This window comes from Zhongshania aliphaticivorans (genome assembly GCF_001586255.1).
Taxonomy (GTDB): Bacteria; Pseudomonadota; Gammaproteobacteria; order Pseudomonadales; family Spongiibacteraceae; genus Spongiibacter; species Spongiibacter aliphaticivorans.
Genome location: NZ_CP014544.1, coordinates 1,438,365 through 1,454,984, shown reverse-complemented (window position 1 = coordinate 1,454,984; position 16,620 = coordinate 1,438,365). Strand labels below are relative to the sequence as shown.

At 49.9% G+C, this 16,620-nt stretch carries 12 protein-coding genes and 1 tRNA gene; 3 read left to right on the top strand and 10 right to left on the bottom strand.

Annotated features, from left to right (window positions below):
- Window positions 1-87 precede the first annotated feature (87 nt).
- Entirely contained in the window at window positions 88-1,212 is a 1,125-nt protein-coding gene (locus AZF00_RS06385; RefSeq protein ID WP_040802653.1) for a DUF3080 family protein, read from the top strand.
- Here AZF00_RS06385 and AZF00_RS06380 read toward each other — a convergent pair.
- A complete protein-coding gene (locus AZF00_RS06380) occupies window positions 1,209-2,678 on the bottom strand; it encodes a RimK family ATP-grasp domain-containing protein (RefSeq protein WP_062383432.1) in 1,470 nt (489 codons plus the stop codon). The genes AZF00_RS06385 and AZF00_RS06380 overlap by 4 nt on opposite strands.
- A gap of 232 nt (window positions 2,679-2,910) precedes the next feature.
- On the opposite strand from AZF00_RS06380, the gene AZF00_RS06375 reads away from it, so the two are divergent.
- Window positions 2,911-4,038 (top strand): GNAT family N-acetyltransferase/peptidase C39 family protein, encoded by a 1,128-nt coding sequence (locus tag AZF00_RS06375; protein ID WP_062383431.1) that lies wholly within the window; start codon window positions 2,911-2,913, stop codon window positions 4,036-4,038.
- The gene (locus AZF00_RS06370) at window positions 4,031-5,365 is read left to right on the top strand and encodes a flavohemoglobin expression-modulating QEGLA motif protein (RefSeq protein ID WP_008247092.1); all 1,335 of its coding nucleotides are present in this window, start codon (window positions 4,031-4,033) and stop codon (window positions 5,363-5,365) included. Before AZF00_RS06375 ends, AZF00_RS06370 begins: the two co-directional genes overlap by 8 nt.
- Window positions 5,366-5,563: 198 nt before the next feature.
- Here the strand turns inward: AZF00_RS06370 and AZF00_RS06365 are convergent, their stop codons facing one another.
- The 9 genes from AZF00_RS06365 to AZF00_RS06325 form a co-directional block, all read right to left on the bottom strand.
- Window positions 5,564-6,409 (bottom strand): OmpA family protein, encoded by an 846-nt coding sequence (locus AZF00_RS06365; protein WP_081482595.1) that lies wholly within the window; start codon window positions 6,407-6,409, stop codon window positions 5,564-5,566.
- Window positions 6,410-6,711: 302 nt separating this feature from the next.
- Window positions 6,712-6,993, bottom strand: coding sequence for a pyrimidine/purine nucleoside phosphorylase (gene ppnP / locus AZF00_RS06360; protein WP_008247090.1), 282 nt, complete (start codon window positions 6,991-6,993; stop codon window positions 6,712-6,714).
- Between the two features lie 50 nt (window positions 6,994-7,043).
- Window positions 7,044-10,175 (bottom strand): efflux RND transporter permease subunit, encoded by a 3,132-nt coding sequence (locus tag AZF00_RS06355; RefSeq protein WP_062383429.1) that lies wholly within the window; start codon window positions 10,173-10,175, stop codon window positions 7,044-7,046.
- 76 nt (window positions 10,176-10,251) lie between these two features.
- The gene (locus tag AZF00_RS06350; RefSeq protein ID WP_040802651.1) at window positions 10,252-11,418 is read right to left on the bottom strand and encodes an efflux RND transporter periplasmic adaptor subunit; all 1,167 of its coding nucleotides are present in this window, start codon (window positions 11,416-11,418) and stop codon (window positions 10,252-10,254) included.
- Window positions 11,419-11,758: 340 nt separating this feature from the next.
- Window positions 11,759-11,851 (bottom strand) — tRNA-Ser (locus tag AZF00_RS06345).
- A gap of 132 nt (window positions 11,852-11,983) precedes the next feature.
- The gene (gene csrA / locus AZF00_RS06340; protein WP_008247082.1) at window positions 11,984-12,166 is read right to left on the bottom strand and encodes a carbon storage regulator CsrA; all 183 of its coding nucleotides are present in this window, start codon (window positions 12,164-12,166) and stop codon (window positions 11,984-11,986) included.
- An 80-nt stretch (window positions 12,167-12,246) separates the two neighbouring features.
- Complete coding sequence (locus tag AZF00_RS06335) at window positions 12,247-13,476, bottom strand: aspartate kinase (protein WP_008247080.1); 1,230 nt, start codon at window positions 13,474-13,476, stop codon at window positions 12,247-12,249.
- A gap of 133 nt (window positions 13,477-13,609) precedes the next feature.
- Window positions 13,610-16,231 carry an alanine--tRNA ligase gene (gene alaS, locus AZF00_RS06330; protein WP_008247078.1) on the bottom strand — a complete coding sequence of 874 codons (2,622 nt, stop codon included), beginning with the start codon at window positions 16,229-16,231 and terminating at the stop codon, window positions 13,610-13,612.
- A gap of 170 nt (window positions 16,232-16,401) precedes the next feature.
- Entirely contained in the window at window positions 16,402-16,587 is a 186-nt protein-coding gene (locus tag AZF00_RS06325; RefSeq protein ID WP_008247075.1) for a Trm112 family protein, read from the bottom strand.
- Window positions 16,588-16,620: the final 33 nt, after the last annotated feature.

Sequence of the window (16,620 nt, the reverse complement as noted above, 5' to 3'; positions counted from 1 at the left end):
GTATTACCGTTACCGTCGGCTTGAGTATAGCCCTCGCCATTTGCATTACCAATTAAGGTTTTTATGGCAATAGCAAAGAAATTTATAGTGAGTCAACCCAACGCAGAGCAGTATTTGCCAAGGCATGGCACGCGCATTGCTGGTTTTCTATTGAGTGTTTTTCTTGGTTGCGCCATTACCGCCTGCGCTGACAACAATCAGCTTAGCTCGCAATGGCAAGACTACCACAGCCGCCTAGAGCGAGTGCTTCAACGCCAAGCTGCACCGCATGACAATATAGCCTTTCCCCACTTACCCAAGCCCAGAGAGCTCAGTCTTGAGTTTAGTGACAGTGGTATCGATTTGCTGGATTTTTTAAGGATGCGGCGTTGCGCCCTGCGCGACACGATTGCCCAGCGCAACAGTATTCTTGGTCGCCATGGCGACGCCGCCGCCCGCCTGATTTTTGATTTACGTTTTATCAATCAGGCCACTGTTTGCCAAAAAATCCTCGAGGAAGACGGCTTAATGGCGCTTGCCGTCCAGTTACAGGCCGCAACCGTCGTTAAACAGCGGGAGTTGCCTACGCGTATATTTGCCGCAAGCTTGATTGGCCCAGAGTTTCGCCAGTTTTGGCAAATACCTGTTGATCTCAGTACCTACCCCCTCAGCGGCAAAGACCCTAGCCTGGCTGCGCTCGCCCGCTGGCAACAATGGCAAACCGAGTGGCTCAGTCAGCCCGGCAGCATGGCAGATTGGTCATCGCTGGCATGGCAGCAATTTAGTGAAGACGTACTCAATACCCTTGGCCAGATTCGTTTGGGCGCAGGCGGCAGTATGCTTGCAGCGCAGCGGGTGAATTTGGCAGGCCTAACAACCGCCAGCGCCATTATTACCCAGCGCGTTAATGGCCGACCATTGTGCCTCAATCCTCAGCCAACACCGGCTGCAAGGCACTTTCAGGGGACTTTACGCAGTGTGTTCATTCAACAGTTGCAACAGCAGGCCAGCGCAATCAATCAACATCAATTTAATGTTATGACCATTATGGCTGAGATTGAAGATAAGCTGCTCACGGTAATGGCTGTCAATCAATTAGCGATCCCTAAGGCCTATATTGATTGGCAAAAGCAGCGCGATGATTTGCTGCTCGCAACCGACCAGGCCCAGCGCCAGCATGTTGCGCTGGCCGGTGAGCTGCTCAAACAGTGCGGCTTGCAGCCTGGAAATTAACGTCGACGTTTTTCCATACGGCGCAGAAACACGTCCATGACGGAGTCGTATAAGCCATCGCCTAAAAACAAATCTTCAACCCCAGCGTCGATACTCGGGTTGTCGTTGACTTCAATCACCACCACGCGATTGTCGGATTGTTTTACGTCTACGCCATAGAAGCCATCACCAATTAATTTACAGGCTTTCACTGCCACATCGATCACTTTTTTAGGTGCTTCATAGGTGGGCATGGTGTCGAAGCCGCCTGACTGACTTTTGCTACTACTGTGCTTATAGATTTGCCAGTGGTTGCGCACCATATAATAACGGCAGGCAAACAGGGGCTTGCCGTCTAATACACCAATGCGCCAGTCGTAATCGGTGTACATAAACTCCTGAGCCAATAGCAAAGCGGATTTATCCAGAAGGCGTTTGCTTTCGCTCTCTAAGCTTGCCCAGTCTTCTACTTTGACCACACCTCGGGAAAATGCACCATCGGGTACCTTCAGAACTATAGGGTAGCCAAGGGTTTCTTCAATACGCCGCAACTCTTCGGTATTGTCTCGTCGTAAAATTTCAGTGCGCGGGGTGGGCACCTTGTGGCTAGTGAGTAAGTCAGCCAAGTAAATTTTATTGGTGCAGCGCAAAATGGAGGTTGGATCGTCCATTACCACCAAACCCTCTGCCGCGGCCTTTTTGGCAAAACGATAGGTGTGGTGATCTACCGAGGTTGTCTCGCGAATAAACAAGCCGTCGTATTCCGGTAAACGCAAATAATCCTTCTTGGTAATCAGCTCGGCAGAAATTCCTAAATTAGCGGCGGCCTTGGTAAATTTACGCAGCGCGCCCTTATCGCTGGGCGGCAGCTTTTCTTCCGGATCAACCAGAATGGCCAAATCGTAGCGGAAGGTTTTTCTGGCCTTGGGCTTGCGCCACATTTTGCTGCTGAAACGTTCAAACGTTGAGGCAAAGGCCTCTTGCTCACCACCCGCCTTTAATGATTTTAAGGCGACCAATTGCAGCTTTTTAATCTGCCAGCGGGTTTTGCCAAACTCAAGGGTAACCTCGATCAAGGGCGACGGAAATCGCTCAAACACCGCTTTGGCAATTGCACTATATTCCGGCGCCAGGCACTCTCCAAACCAACTGCGAAAACTAATGCTTTCGCCAGTCTTGGCTGTCGGTAATTTAGCGAGTAATGGCTCTACCCCTTCAAGCAGGATATCTGAAAGTGATTTACGCGCCAGCTCACTGAGCGTGTTAACCGAGGGTAAAACATTGTGACTGCGCGCCTCCGCCAGCAAGGAGCAATAATATCCGGTGCCGAGATAGCGATAACTTCTCGCCAAATTAATGACCCTTACCCGTTCGCCACTGCTCTGCCCAATACGCTCTAGGTAGTCATCAAAGGTGATGACATCTTGGCTAGGGTAATAGGGCGACCAATCCTTTAGGTCATCCACAACGACAAAAAAGCGTGACATCAGTTATCTCTCATTAGGGCAAACAATTAGCCGCATTCTGCGACCAATTTCTCCCATTAACAATCATCGCAACAAGTAAATATTGCGCTATTAACATCGCCGTTAGGCCTGGGGGATTTATCGGCCAATTGACGTCATTACGGGTCGGCAACAACTGTGATTTCTATTGGCTTTTCCCGCGCGAGCGGCCCACAATTCGCTATGGCAACTCCGCCGTTAGCAGGTCTATACAATGAGTCTGATCCGCCCCGCCACCGAAAACGATATCGATGCCTTAGTCGCATTGGAAAATCGTTGTTTTGACGGCGACAAACTGTCGCGCCGCAGCTTCAAAAGCTTGATCAAACCCGGCGCGCACTTGGCCTCGGTCATACTCGTTAACAATGTTATTGCCGGGTACAGTATAGTGCTGTTTCGTACCGGCACCAGTTTGGCCAGACTCTACTCAATTGCACTTGACCCAAACTATCGCGGCCAGGGTCTCGCTCAGGCCCTACTCGCCGACGCGGAAAGCGAGGCATTGGCCCGCCACTGTCTGTTTATCCGGCTTGAAGTACGTAACGACAACCCCAACGCTATTGCCTTATATAAAAAGCTGGATTACCACATTTTTGACGATATTGAGAATTACTACGAAGACGGTTGCACGGCGCTGCGCTTTGAGAAACGCCTGCATCCAGAAACCAGTCAAATTATTCAGAAGGCCCCCGCATATTACCGGCAAACCACCGAATTCAGCTGTGGCCCCGCAGCATTGATGATGGCCATGGCGAATATTCGGCCCGAGTACCTTATGAGTCGTCGCGAAGAGCTGCAATTGTGGCGGGAGGCAACCACCATTTTCATGACCACCGGCCATGGCGGTTGCTCTCCCCACGGTTTAGCCTTGGCGGCACTGCGTCGAAATTTTGGTGTAAGTCTGTATATCAATAGCAGTGGCGTACCGTTTATAGACAGTGTTCGCAGCAGCGAAAAACGCGACGTTATTGAGCTTGTGCATGAGGATTTTATTGAGCAACTCACGCACTTCCCCGCTACTATTGAAATTAACCCTTTAGGGCGTGGTCAATTCCGCGAGATTCTGGAACGCCACGACAATGTGCTGGCGCTGATTAGTACCTGGGCACTCAACCGCAATCGCGCACCCCACTGGGTCTATGTAAGCAAGACGGATGAACACTTTGTGTATATTAGCGATCCCGACACCAATGACAGTCGCTGGCAGAGTGAAACCGACTTTATGCACGTGCCAATTAGCATTGATGCCTTCACCGCCATGGCGAGCTTTGGCCGCAGTCGACTGCGCTGCCTAATCGCGATTCACCCCTCAAGTAAGGAGCAGCCACCAGCGCATGTCTAGTCAATCACTGAGTACAGCCGACCGCCACTACTGCGAATCCCTTAAACGGCTTTCAGAGTCGCTTATCGCCATCCAGAAACCCATATTGATTCTCGACGCCATTAAATGGCCCCAAAGTATCGAAACCCAATTCTTTGCCGATAAAGCCAGTAAACTGCCTAAGGTTGATCGCGATTATTATTTACGTAATGCCCTGAATTTTGACTCTGAAAGTAAAATCAGCGAGCTAAAAAATCTGCGCAGCCAAGTACACAAAGAATTGGGCAAAGCAGATCCACTGGGCAAAATTTTAGGCGAGACCATCGAGCAGTATTTGATCGTGATTGATATGGTTGAAAATCGTGGCACACCGCGATTCATGACGGCCAGTCGTGAGCTCTATGGCTCTGCGCGCGATCACCTGCGGGGCGACAAACTCAGTTTAATTGAGATGGGGCAGCGGCTCTGCCATATATTTTCGCTGCCCGCCGCCAAACACCTCGCGGCGGCCTACCCTAAAAATCTAAATGCCGAGGAAGCGGTACGCCAATTAGCGCAACGCCTTACCCCCTATTTCTCCGACAGTATTTTTTCCGTAAAAGAAACCGACGGTATCGTCTCTGACGCCTCTGCGGGGGGAGACTGTATTAAGGTCAACACCCACTCGTCCTTCTCCAGCCTAGACATTCAAGTACTCGAGGTACATGAAGGCTGGGTGCATGTCGGCACCACGCTCAATGGCCGCAACCAACCCTGGGCTACGTGGCTGAGCGTTGGCTCACCGCGTATTACTGCGCTGCAAGAAGGCTTGGCGGTATTAATTGAAACACTGACCTTTAGCTCGTTTCCGGCACGCGCCCGCCGTATTAGTGACCGCGTTGTCGCCATAGATATGGCTGAAAATGGCGCCGACTTCCTTGAGGTCTACCGCCACTTTGTCAGCCAAGGCCTTAGCCACCACGACAGTTATAAAATTGCCCAGCGGGTCTTTCGCGGCGGCATGGTCGAAGGCGGCAGTTGTTTTACCAAGGATTTGTCATATGTGAAGGGTTTTGTGGAAACGGTGAATTTCATTCGCAGTGCAATTCTGTCGGATAAACCCGAAATGCTCCCCATGCTGTTTGTGGGCAAAGTCGCATTAGACGATGTGCCAGTTCTCCACCACTATCAGCAGGCGGGCTTTATCGAGGCACCACGCTATTTGCCCCCCATGTTCAGGGATCTCAATGGCCTGTATGTGTGGTTTGGCTTTTCCAGCGGTATGTCGCTATTGGATTTGGCGCGAATTCAGGAACACTTCAAAGCCTTGTTTGAGCAAACTATTGATGTGCACGCGCATTTAAAATAGTGGAAATCCACCCGCCGATCATTTTCGAGCAGGATGAATGGAGCAACACATTTTGCTTGGAAAAAAGCACAAATACTGAGCGCTTTGCTCAGTATTTGTGCAAATCAAAACTGCTAACATTGCAAAAACGGCCTTGAATCAGTGCATCGTCGCCTTGTAACCCCGCCTAAACACCAAGCTTCAAAACCGGAAAATCGCTTAACCGCCGTAGGGTTCTCGCGTTTGGATGGCCTTATACGACGAGGTCGTTTGCCCGCCATACACCGGCGACTCGGTAGTGACATACTCCGCCACCGACGGCTTAACCACAATTTTACCGTTAACATCTTTATGTACACTGCAGCGATAATTATAAGTGCCCGCCTGGTCGAATTTCAGGCTATAAGAATTGCCTAGCCAGGGGCTCGTCCAAATACGCGACCCCATCACCCCGTCAAAGCTAATATCGTGCGAGATTTCATCGTAGTTTACCCAGGTCACTTCTGTGCCAACCGGCACTTCCAATTGCTGCGGTTTAGCGTGGAAGGTCGAGATATAAACCTTGGTCGGTTTGGCTGGCGCCAAGACTAGGGTACCCACCAATTTAAGCTCTACCCGGCGATTTAAAGCCCTGCCATCAGCGGTGCCGTTATCGGCGATAGGCTGGGTAAAACCATAGCCTTTAGGCACTAATTGATCTGGGTTAACACCAATCGACACCAAGTAAAAGCGGGTGGCGTTGGCGCGATTCTGTGACAGGTTCATATTGTAATCATAAGAGGCATTATTATCGGTATGCCCCTCGATCGCGACTTTTATGGTTGGATTTTCCTTTAACTCCCTAGCGACTTGATCTAAAAATATTTTTGACTCAGGCCGCAATTTGGCCGAGTCGTTGTCAAAATGTACCTCTCTTAATATGAGGGTATCCCCTGCTTTGCAACCGTCTAACTCCAGCGGCATACCTGGCGCAGGCGATCTACAAGTGCCCTCTTCAGCACTAACCAACGGCGACATAGCTAATATCGCGAATGTTAAAGCTATCCCTACTCGTGCTTTTTTCATGTAACCCCCGTTACGTGATTGCTACAAACCTCGCTGATGATGCATCTCAGTTCGGTCAGCTTAATCGGTTAAACAACCCTTATGGGTCGCTGATAAATTGGCGTTCCGTGCCAGCACCGCTAGCCGGACTGCGGGCATTACGAAGCAAAATATGCGCCTACTTTCACAATTTTCAAATTTTGTGTCGCGGCGACGTCTGCCAGGGGGCGAGATCAAAGAATTTGGGTGTAGCAGTCAACTTTTGAGCATAAAAAAAGGGTGTTCAAAAACACCCTTTTCAAATCAGTCGCGAGCGAAAGATATTAGCCGTATATGCACAGATAGGCAGTATTAACCGCTACTTTCAAGTCGAAGTGGTTATTGCCAGGTACATCGAAAGCCTGACCGGCCGCGAAGGTTTGCCATTCAGTCTGACCTGGCAGCAAAACCGTCAACGCACCGCTGATCACTTCCATGCGCTCAGCAGCTTCGGTACCAAAACGGTATTCGCCGGGCGCCATAACACCCACTGAAGCAGGCTTGTCTGCCGTCGCAAAGCCCAGCGACTGAACATTATTGTCGAAATAGCTATTGTGCTTAATCATGGTGATCCCCAGATGCGTAAAAAGCCGCGCAATCATACGCGGCTAATCCCTCATACGCCAGCGTGAAGCTCATCGCCGACCATCCGCTTAGACTGCCCAAGCGCCTGATGATCTCGGCCTATGTACATATACATTGCCGGCACCACAAATAAGGTGAACAGGGTACCAATGGTCATACCAGAGCTTATCACCATACCCAGTGAGAAGCGGGACGCAGCACCGGGACCAGTTGCCAATAATAAAGGCACCACGGCCACAACCAATGCCGCCGTCGTCATTAAAATTGGCCGCAGACGAATAGAGCTGGCCTCTTCAATCGCTTCACGCTTAGACATGCCCTCTTCTTGCATACGATTAGCAAAATCCACAATCAAAATTCCGTGCTTTGAAATGACGCCAATCAAAGTCACCAAGCCTACCTGGGTGTATATATTCAAACTCATCCCAGAAAAATTCGTTAACTGCATACCATTGGTCATGGCAAAAATATTCAAGGTCAGCAATGCACCACAAATCGACATTGGCACCGTGACCAAAATAATTAAAGGATCGCGAAATGACTCAAACTGCGCCGCCAGCACTAAGTAAATAATGACGAGCGCAAAGCCGAAAGTCGCCACCAGTGCCGAACCCTCTTGCTTAAACTGGCGCGAAGATCCCGCATAGTCAATTTGAAAACCCGCAGGCATTTCTTCTCTGGCGATATTTTCAAGCAATGCTAAGGCCTCGCCCTGAGAAATATCCGGTCGAGGTACTGCCGCTATGGTGTTCGACATTAATTGCTGTGCGTGGGGAATAAAACGCGGAACCACCCGCTCTCGCATCGTAACAACGGTTGAGAGCGGAATTAACTCACCACTACCAGTTCGGGTATAGAAGCCAGCAAGTTGATCTGGGTTTAACCTAGACTCCCTCTCCACTTGCGCGATAACTTTGTAAGAGCGGCCTTGAAATGCAAATTTATTGACCTCTCCGCCCGCCATCATCGCCGCCAAATCGGCACTCAAGGCGTTCATATCAATACCCAATAACGCCGCTTTCTCGCGATTAATATCCAGTACGGTTTCAGGTCTGTCGATATTCAAATCCGGCGCCACAAAAAAGAAGCGATTGCTCTTCATCGCACGTTCGACCACGGCATTGCCAACGTCAGCCATCGTTTGTGGGTCTGAAATTGATTTAAGTACAAACTCAACAGGGTAGCCTTGTCCGGGCGTTGGCAAGGCGGGCGGCTGAAATATTGCCGTACGCACACCCGCAGACTGACTGACCTTGGCATTCACATCATTGGCAATCTGAGTCATTGTTTTATCACGCTCAGCCCAAGGCTTAGCAATCATGCCAAAAAATGCGCTATTAGTGCCCCCACCCTCATTGGTGCTAAAGGCAAATAAATGCCCGACATCTTCCTCCGCCAAGGCGAGCTTTTGGTTAGCCATAAAATATCGGCCCAGATATTCCTTAGACGCGTAACCATCCGCCTCATTGAGTGCGCCAGCAAAGCCAAAATCCTCTGCTGGAGCGAGCTCAGAGGGGCTAGAGGCGAACAAAAAATAACATGACACAAGAACAATTAATCCGAAAACACCGATAACGTGACGCTGATCTAACGCGCCATGCAATCGAGCTCGATAACCGTCCCGCCATAGATCAAATTTTTCATCTAAGAAATTCGCGAGACGATTTCCCTTTTCACTTCCATTATGGGATCGCTTTAAAATTTTAGCGCACATCATCGGTGTTAACGTCAGCGCGATCACACCAGAAATCAACACAGCTCCCGCCAAAGTAAAGGCGAACTCCGTAAATAATTTACCGGTAATTCCCGTTAAAAATCCAATCGGAGCATAAACAGCCACAAGGGTTATCGTCATTGAAACCACGGGACCGACTAATTCTCTCGCACCAATAATAGACGCCTTATGCGGGTCAATGCCCTCTTCAATATGCCGATGAATATTTTCCAAAACAATTATCGCGTCATCAACCACCATACCGATCGCCAGCACCATGGCTAATAACGTAAGTAAATTAATTGAGAAACCCATTAAATACATCAAAAACAAAGCCCCAACGAGCGACAAGGGTACTGTTACTGCAGGTATTAAAGAGCTGCGCATTGAGCCTAAAAACAAGAAAATAACAACTACTACAATAATAACTGCTTCAACTAAAGTAGTTTGCACATCATCAATCGCACTGCGCACATAGGCGGTTGCGTCATATCCCAGCTCACCGGTCAGGCCTTCTGGTAACGCCTGAAAAATAGCAGGTAAATGGCCACGCACCTCGGCCATCACGTCGAGCAAATTGGCATTTGAACGCACTGTCAAAGCGATAAATACACTAGGCTTAGTGTCCCAGTATGCACTAAAATCGTAACTTTCTGCGCCCAAGGTGACCCTGGCGACATCTTCCAACCTCACCAAAGTATTGCCGTCAGATCGCAAGACCATTTGTCGGAATTCATCAACATGGTGTAAATTTGTTCCCGCCGATAAACCGACTTTAACGTAATTACCATTAGTTTGGCCCACTGCCGAAAGCACATTTTGCTTACGGATTTCTGCCACCACCTCATGAGCGCTAAAATCATAGGCGACCAACTTTTCAGGGTCTAACCAAACTCGCATAGCATAATTTTTTGCACCAAGTACATTGACCGTTTCTATCCCGCTGATTGCAGCTAATTCTGGTTCAATCACCCTTACAATATAATCAGTAATTTGACTATCAGTGAGCACGTCGGACGAAAAAGAAAGATACATCGCTGCGGTGCCATTACCATCGGCAAGCTGAATAACCGGATCTTCAGAGCCTTCTGGCAGTTGATTACGCAGTTTTGAAACTTTGGCCGATATTTCCGTCAGCGCCTCATTAGGGTCTTTATCTAGTCGCAAGTTTGCGGTGATCGTCGCGCTACCCTGCACCGACTTTGAAGTCAAAAAGTCTATGCCGTCGGCAGAGGCGATTTCCCGCTCCAGCGGCGTCGTCACAAAGCCCTCTACCAAGGCTGGCTCTGCGCCTGGGTAAGCCACAATTACCGAGACCTGCGCGTTCTGAAGTTCAGGGTATTCACGCACGGTCAAATCTTGGCCAGCACGTAAGCCTAATAATAAGATTACTAAACTAACTACGATCGCCAACACCGGGCGCTTTATAAAGATATCAGTGAAATTCATTATTTCTCTCAGCTTATCGCCAGCAATCCATTACACCAGCAGGGCTGGCGACCTTATCTTCAGGCAAACGAGGTCTTCAGCCTGCTCCGGGCTGAGGCTCCAACTCCGGCTGCGGTGCGTTGCTATTATCAATAACGACAGGCTGCTTATTCCGTAGTTTCAGCAACCCCGTGCTTGCCACTTCGGTGCCCGGCTTTAAGCCAGAAATAACAGAAATAAAATCACCTCTCGCCTCACCTAAACGAACAAAGCGTTGAATTACCTCTAAATCAGGTGATTCTTTGGCCGTCGAGTCCATTTCGGGCTCGCCGTCAACCTGCTTAGTTTCCATTTTTTGTTGGACAACAAATACGGAATCGCCATAAGAGGTGTAATTCACTGCTGAGCGAGGGATTACGACAACATCATTATCACCTGGCAAGGTGATCTCAACGCTAGCGAATAAACCAGGCTTTAGCTTTTGAGTTGGATTAGCTAAACGTGCGCGCAAGTCAAAATTCCGGGTTTGTGGATTCACGCGTGGTTCTATCGCAAGAATTTCGCCCTGAAAAGTTTGGTCGGGAAAGGCATCAATCATAACCGAAACGCCAAGGCCGGGCTCCAGCAATGACAAATAATGCTCTGGCAGTGAGAAATCGACATTAATAGGATCTAGCTTTTGCAACGTCACGATAGGAGCGCCCACGCCCAGATACTGGCCGACATTCACTCGTTTAATACCAAGTTTGCCGTCAAAAGGTGCCTTTACGACCTTCTGTGCCAAGCGGCCTTTCTGTGCTTGTATCGCAGCGAGAGCAACATTTGTTTCCGCCTCGGCGGTATCCAACTCAGCCTTAGATATCGATTTACCTTTGTATAACTGCTCCTTACGCGTCCGGTTCAACTCGCTCAGTTCAGCCTGGGCCTCCAAACGTTTTAACTCACCTTCTTCACTTGCTGCAGATAACGTTAGCAGCAGGTCGCCACGCTTAACGGTATCGCCAGATTCAAAATGAATTGCCGTCACCACCCCATCGACTTCCGCAGTAAGGTCCGCGCCATTGACCGCCACCAAACTACCGACCGCCTTGAGCCGGTTTGGCCACTGCATTTTTTCGGCTTTGGCACTTGCCACCGTCACTGCTGGCGGCGGCATCGAATTCAAATAATCATTCATTGCTTTATTGCCGAACCACTTCATGCCAAACACGCCGCCAAAGACCAGCGCACTCAGTACGAGCATGATTATCATCCGTCTAGTCATATTACTTCCCTAATAGGTTCAACAGTTGCGTTCGACCAAAATTCGACACTTCCATACGCAAAGCAAGGGCATGAAAGCAAAGGCATGAAAGCAAAGGCATGAAAGCAAAGGCGAAAAAGTAGCACTGTCTGTCATAAAGGTCGAGTTCCGAAGTGCAATATTACACGAGCGTAATCGTTACAACTCAGTAACTTAGCAGCCTAAACCTAGTTTTGAGCACAATATCAAGATTGAGCATGAAATTGATAAGCGACGGAGACAATTTTTTCGGTATACAGAACGGCACACCAAAACATTCAGGCGAAAAAAAACCTGCTGAATCAGCAGGTTTTTTTAATAATGGCGGAGAGGGAGGGGTTCGAACCCTCGATGAGGCTATAAACCCCATACTCCCTTAGCAGGGGAGCGCCTTCAGCCACTCGGCCACCTCTCCGGAAATTTCCCACTTAAACAAGCTAGGCTTGAAAAAGTAGAGCGTTAATCAGCACATAGCGCTGTTCAACGAATCGGGCGGCATAATACCACACTCAGGAAATAAGCAAAGGCCTAAACGGCTTTTTTCGCTTTATTCCTTGTTTCCATTGCTCTCATTTTGGATACGGTCGTAAATTTCTTCACGGTGTACCGCAATATCTTTAGGCGCATTAACACCTAAACGAACTTGATTTCCCTTTACACCTAAAACAGTCACCGTGACTTCATCACCAACCATCAAGGTCTCACCAATACGACGAGTTAAAATTAACATTATGGCATCTCCTTGTAAGAGCCCAACGCAAAACCCTGGTGCGAATCCTTGTGCAACACAGCGAAAATAGCGTAAATAAATTAAATACTGGGCTCCGTATCCAGTTCGAAAGCTGCATGCAGCGAGCGAACGGCTAGCTCCAAATATTTCTCATCAATGACCACTGAAATTTTTATTTCCGAGGTTGTGATAAGCTGAATATTAATTGACTCCTCTGCCAAAGTTTTGAACATCTTGCTCGCAATACCGGCGTGAGAACGCATTCCCACACCAACCAGCGACACTTTGGCAATTTTGTCATCCGTTTTGACCTCTCGCGCACCTGTTTGTTTCACCAGTTTGCGCACAATGGCTTCAGTCCTTGCCATATCTCCACGACTGACTGTAAAAGTCAGATCAGTCGTATTATCTTCGGCAACGTTTTGAACAATCACGTCGACTTCGATATTCGCATCGCTTACCGGGCCCAAGATTTGGTAGGCCAAACCTGGGGTATCCGGTACGCCTAATACAGTAATCTTTGCTTCATCACGGGTGAACGCAATGCCCGAAATTGCCGGGTTTTCCATATCCGAGTCTTCCTCTAAGCTAATCAATGTCCCTGGCCCATCCTGGAAAGCATGCAATACCCGTAAAGGCACATTGTACTTACCAGCAAATTCAACTGAGCGTATCTGTAATACTTTAGAACCCAAGCTGGCCATTTCCAGCATTTCTTCAAAAGTAATACGATTCAAGCGGCGGGCATTACTCACCACCCTCGGGTCCGTGGTATAGACCCCATCCACATCAGTATAAATTTGGCATTCATCGGCTTTTAGCGCCGCAGCTAAGGCTACCCCCGTGGTATCTGAACCACCGCGACCTAGGGTGGTTATATTGCCGTTTTCATCAACGCCCTGAAAACCAGCGACAACAACCACGTTGCCCTCAGCAAGATCCGCGCGGATCTTAGCATCATCGATGTCGCGAATGCGCGCCTTGGTGTGCGCTTCATCCGTTAATATCCGCACCTGGGTACCCGTATAGGATTTCGCACCCTGCCCCAGCTCATGCAGTGCCATGCACAATAGCGAGATAGTCACCTGCTCGCCGGTGGACACTAATACATCTAGCTCACGCGGCGTGGGTTCCGCTTGCATCGCTTTTGCCAACTCGATTAAGCGGTTAGTTTCACCACTCATCGCCGACACAACAACGATAATGTCGTGGCCCCGCTCACGAAAACCAGCAACCTTTTGGGCTACCGCTTTAATCCGCTCAACAGTGCCTACCGAAGTACCACCAAATTTTTGAACTATTAGACTCATGATTCGCTTCTGCTAATAAACGCCCATACCAAAGGGCGCTCATTAAACACCAGATCAAATTTAAAGGAAATGACCCACTGGCCGCTATACGTGATTTACGTAGTTTTTGCGCCCAGTGGAGTCAGCCGAGGGCCTATTTTGCCGCGCAGTAGTCCCGCACCGCTTGCAGTGCAGCGGGAATGGCGGCGACATCGACACCACCACCCTGAGCCATATCGGGCCGGCCACCGCCTTTACCGCCAACCGCCTCTGCCGCCAGCTTCATAATTTCACCGGCTTTAAAGCGACTGGTTAGGTCTTTGGTCACACCCGCCGCCAATGCCACTTTGCCGCCATCGTCCGCCGCGAGCAGTATCACACCAGAGCCTAGCTTGTTTTTAAGCTGATCGAGGGTGTCTCTTAAGGTTTTTGCGTCAGCGCCGTCTAACGTGGTCGCCAACACCTTCACGCCTGCAATATCTTCTAGCTGATTAAGCAAGTCGTCACCCGTCGAACTCGCCAATTTGCCTTTTAGTGCCGAGACTTCTTTTTCTAGCTGCTTTTGCTGCGCCAATAGCTGTTGAATCTTGTCACCGAGCTTGTCACGGCCGGTCTTAAGCAAGCTTGCCAATTGGCCCAATTCACTTTCAGCTTGCTCGAAGGCAGCCAGCGCCGTGGCGCCTGTCACCGCTTCTATACGACGCACACCAGCCGCGATACCCGACTCGGCAACAATACGCATCAGGCCAATATCGCCGGTGCGCTGCACATGGGTGCCGCCACAAAGTTCGACAGAGAAATCACCGCCCATGCTGAGCACCCGAACTTCGTCGCCATATTTCTCGCCAAACAGCATCATGGCGCCACGCTTGGCCGCGCCATCCATATCCATAATTTCGGTCTGCACAGCACTGTTCTGACGAATTTGCTGATTGACCAAGGCTTCAATTTCGGCGAGCTGTTCGTTACTCACGCCTTCAAAGTGCGAGAAGTCAAAACGCAGACGCTGGGCATCGACCAATGAGCCCTTCTGACCAACGTGCTCACCCAACACCTGACGCAATGCCGCGTGCAGCAAATGGGTTGCTGAGTGATTCAGCGCTGTTGCCTGGCGAATATTATTGTCGACTTCGGCTTGCAGGCGGTCGCCTTCGTTAATTGCGCCGCTAACAACCACACCGTGATGTAAGTGATGACCAGCAGATTTATGGGTGTCACGCACTTCAAAGCGCACGCCATTGGCGCTAAGCACACCGGCATCGCCAGCCTGCCCGCCAGATTCCCCGTAAAACGGGGTTTGATCCAGAATGATGACACCAGCGTCACCCTCTTTTAAGGACGCTACCCGCTGACCATCTTGCAGTAAGGCAACAACTGCGCCCTCGTCAACTAAGCTCTGATAGCCACAAAATGCCGTTTCACCGTCAATATTAAGCTCTGAACTCAAGTCGACTTTAAAATTAGAGGCTGAACGCGCGCGCTCGCGCTGGGCATTCATCGCTTGCTCGAAACCGTCCATATCCAGGCTCAAACCTTGCTCGCGAGCAATGTCGGCCGTGAGGTCAACGGGGAAGCCATAGGTGTCGTAGAGCCGGAATACGGTGTCGCCAGGAATCTGCTTGCCGCTTAAACCTTGTAAATCCTGCTCAAGAATCTTCATACCCTGATCGAGGGTTTTGGCAAACTGCTCTTCTTCCTGCAGCAATACTTTTTCAATTTGCGCCTGACGAGTCACTAGCTCTGGATAGGCTTCGCCCATTTCCAGCGTCAAGGGTGCTACCAACTTGTGGAAGAAGGCTTTCTCGGCGCCCAATTTATTACCATGGCGGGCAGCGCGGCGAATAATCCGCCGCAATACATAGCCACGCCCCTCGTTAGACGGGATAACACCGTCCGACACAAGGAAGGCACAGGAGCGAATATGGTCGGCAATCACGCGCAGCGAAGTGTGTTCGATATCACTCACATTAAGCACTGCGGCGGTGGCTTTAATGAGGTTTTGGAACAAATCAATTTCGTAATTGCTGTGCACGCCCTGCATCACCGCAGAAATACGCTCTAGGCCCATACCGGTATCCACCGAGGGCGCAGGCAATGGCGTCATCGTGCCATCAGCGTCGCGGTTAAACTGCATGAACACATTGTTCCAAATTTCGATATAGCGGTCGCCGTCTTCGTCGGGGCTGCCCGGCGGGCCACCCGCTACGTCGGCGCCGTGGTCGTAAAAAATCTCGGTGCAGGGGCCGCAAGGGCCGGTGTCGCCCATCGACCAGAAGTTGTCAGAGGCGTATTTGCCGCCTTTATTGTCGCCGATACGCACCATACGCTCGGCGGGCACACCCATCTGCTCATTCCAGATTTGGTAGGCTTCGTCATCGTCGGCGTAAACTGTTACCCAGAGCTTTTCGGTGGGAATGCCCATCCACTCGGGCGAGGTTAAAAATTCCCAGGCAAATTTAATGGCGTCGTGTTTAAAGTAATCGCCAAAACTGAAGTTGCCCAGCATTTCAAAAAAGGTGTGGTGGCGAGCGGTGTAACCCACGTTTTCTAGGTCATTGTGCTTGCCGCCAGCGCGCACACAGCGCTGCGAACTCACCGCGCGAACATAGCCCCGCTTTTCTCTGCCCAGAAAGGCGTCTTTAAACTGCACCATACCGGCATTGGTAAATAACAAGGTGGGATCATTACCCGGCACCAGCGAGCTGCTGGCCACGTGGGTGTGAGCCTTGTTTTCAAAATAACGAATAAAGGCTTCGCGAATGGCGGCGCTTTTCATGGGAACTCTCTCACTCCGTGGGCAACAACGGCTTTTACCGCCACGCCCACTGCTTCGGTAAGCATGGCGTAAACGGCGGTAAAAAAACGGCAAGTATAACGAAATTAGTAGGGTGTGTATTCAGGCTTACAAGTCCGAAAATGACACCGCATTTTAAGCTACAGACTTGTTTAGCCTAGTTTCTCGTCGGTAGTCAAAACCCGGGCTTCTGATTCCAGCATCACCGGAATGCCATCGCGAATGGGGTAGGCTAAACCACTGGCTTTGCAGACTAGCTCATTGCGCTTCTGATCATACTCCAGCGGCGCCTTACTGACTGGGCACACCAATATTTCTAGCAATTTCTTATCAATCATCTTCTACCGCTCTCAATGTATGTCTGTCTTTTG

What these genes read in the sequence shown, in the direction of transcription:
- AZF00_RS06350 (WP_040802651.1), bottom strand. Translation starts at nt 11,418, where the DNA reads ATGACTAGACGGATGATAATCATGCTCGTACTGAGTGCGCTGGTCTTT.
- alaS (WP_008247078.1), bottom strand. Translation starts at nt 16,231, where the DNA reads ATGAAAAGCGCCGCCATTCGCGAAGCCTTTATTCGTTATTTTGAAAAC.
- AZF00_RS06365 (WP_081482595.1), bottom strand. Translation starts at nt 6,409, where the DNA reads ATGAAAAAAGCACGAGTAGGGATAGCTTTAACATTCGCGATATTAGCT.
- ppnP (WP_008247090.1), bottom strand. Translation starts at nt 6,993, where the DNA reads ATGATTAAGCACAATAGCTATTTCGACAATAATGTTCAGTCGCTGGGC.
- AZF00_RS06380 (WP_062383432.1), bottom strand. Translation starts at nt 2,678, where the DNA reads ATGTCACGCTTTTTTGTCGTTGTGGATGACCTAAAGGATTGGTCGCCC.
- AZF00_RS06355 (WP_062383429.1), bottom strand. Translation starts at nt 10,175, where the DNA reads ATGAATTTCACTGATATCTTTATAAAGCGCCCGGTGTTGGCGATCGTA.
- AZF00_RS06370 (WP_008247092.1), top strand. Translation starts at nt 4,031, where the DNA reads ATGTCTAGTCAATCACTGAGTACAGCCGACCGCCACTACTGCGAATCC.
- AZF00_RS06335 (WP_008247080.1), bottom strand. Translation starts at nt 13,476, where the DNA reads ATGAGTCTAATAGTTCAAAAATTTGGTGGTACTTCGGTAGGCACTGTT.
- csrA (WP_008247082.1), bottom strand. Translation starts at nt 12,166, where the DNA reads ATGTTAATTTTAACTCGTCGTATTGGTGAGACCTTGATGGTTGGTGAT.
- AZF00_RS06375 (WP_062383431.1), top strand. Translation starts at nt 2,911, where the DNA reads ATGAGTCTGATCCGCCCCGCCACCGAAAACGATATCGATGCCTTAGTC.
- AZF00_RS06325 (WP_008247075.1), bottom strand. Translation starts at nt 16,587, where the DNA reads ATGATTGATAAGAAATTGCTAGAAATATTGGTGTGCCCAGTCAGTAAG.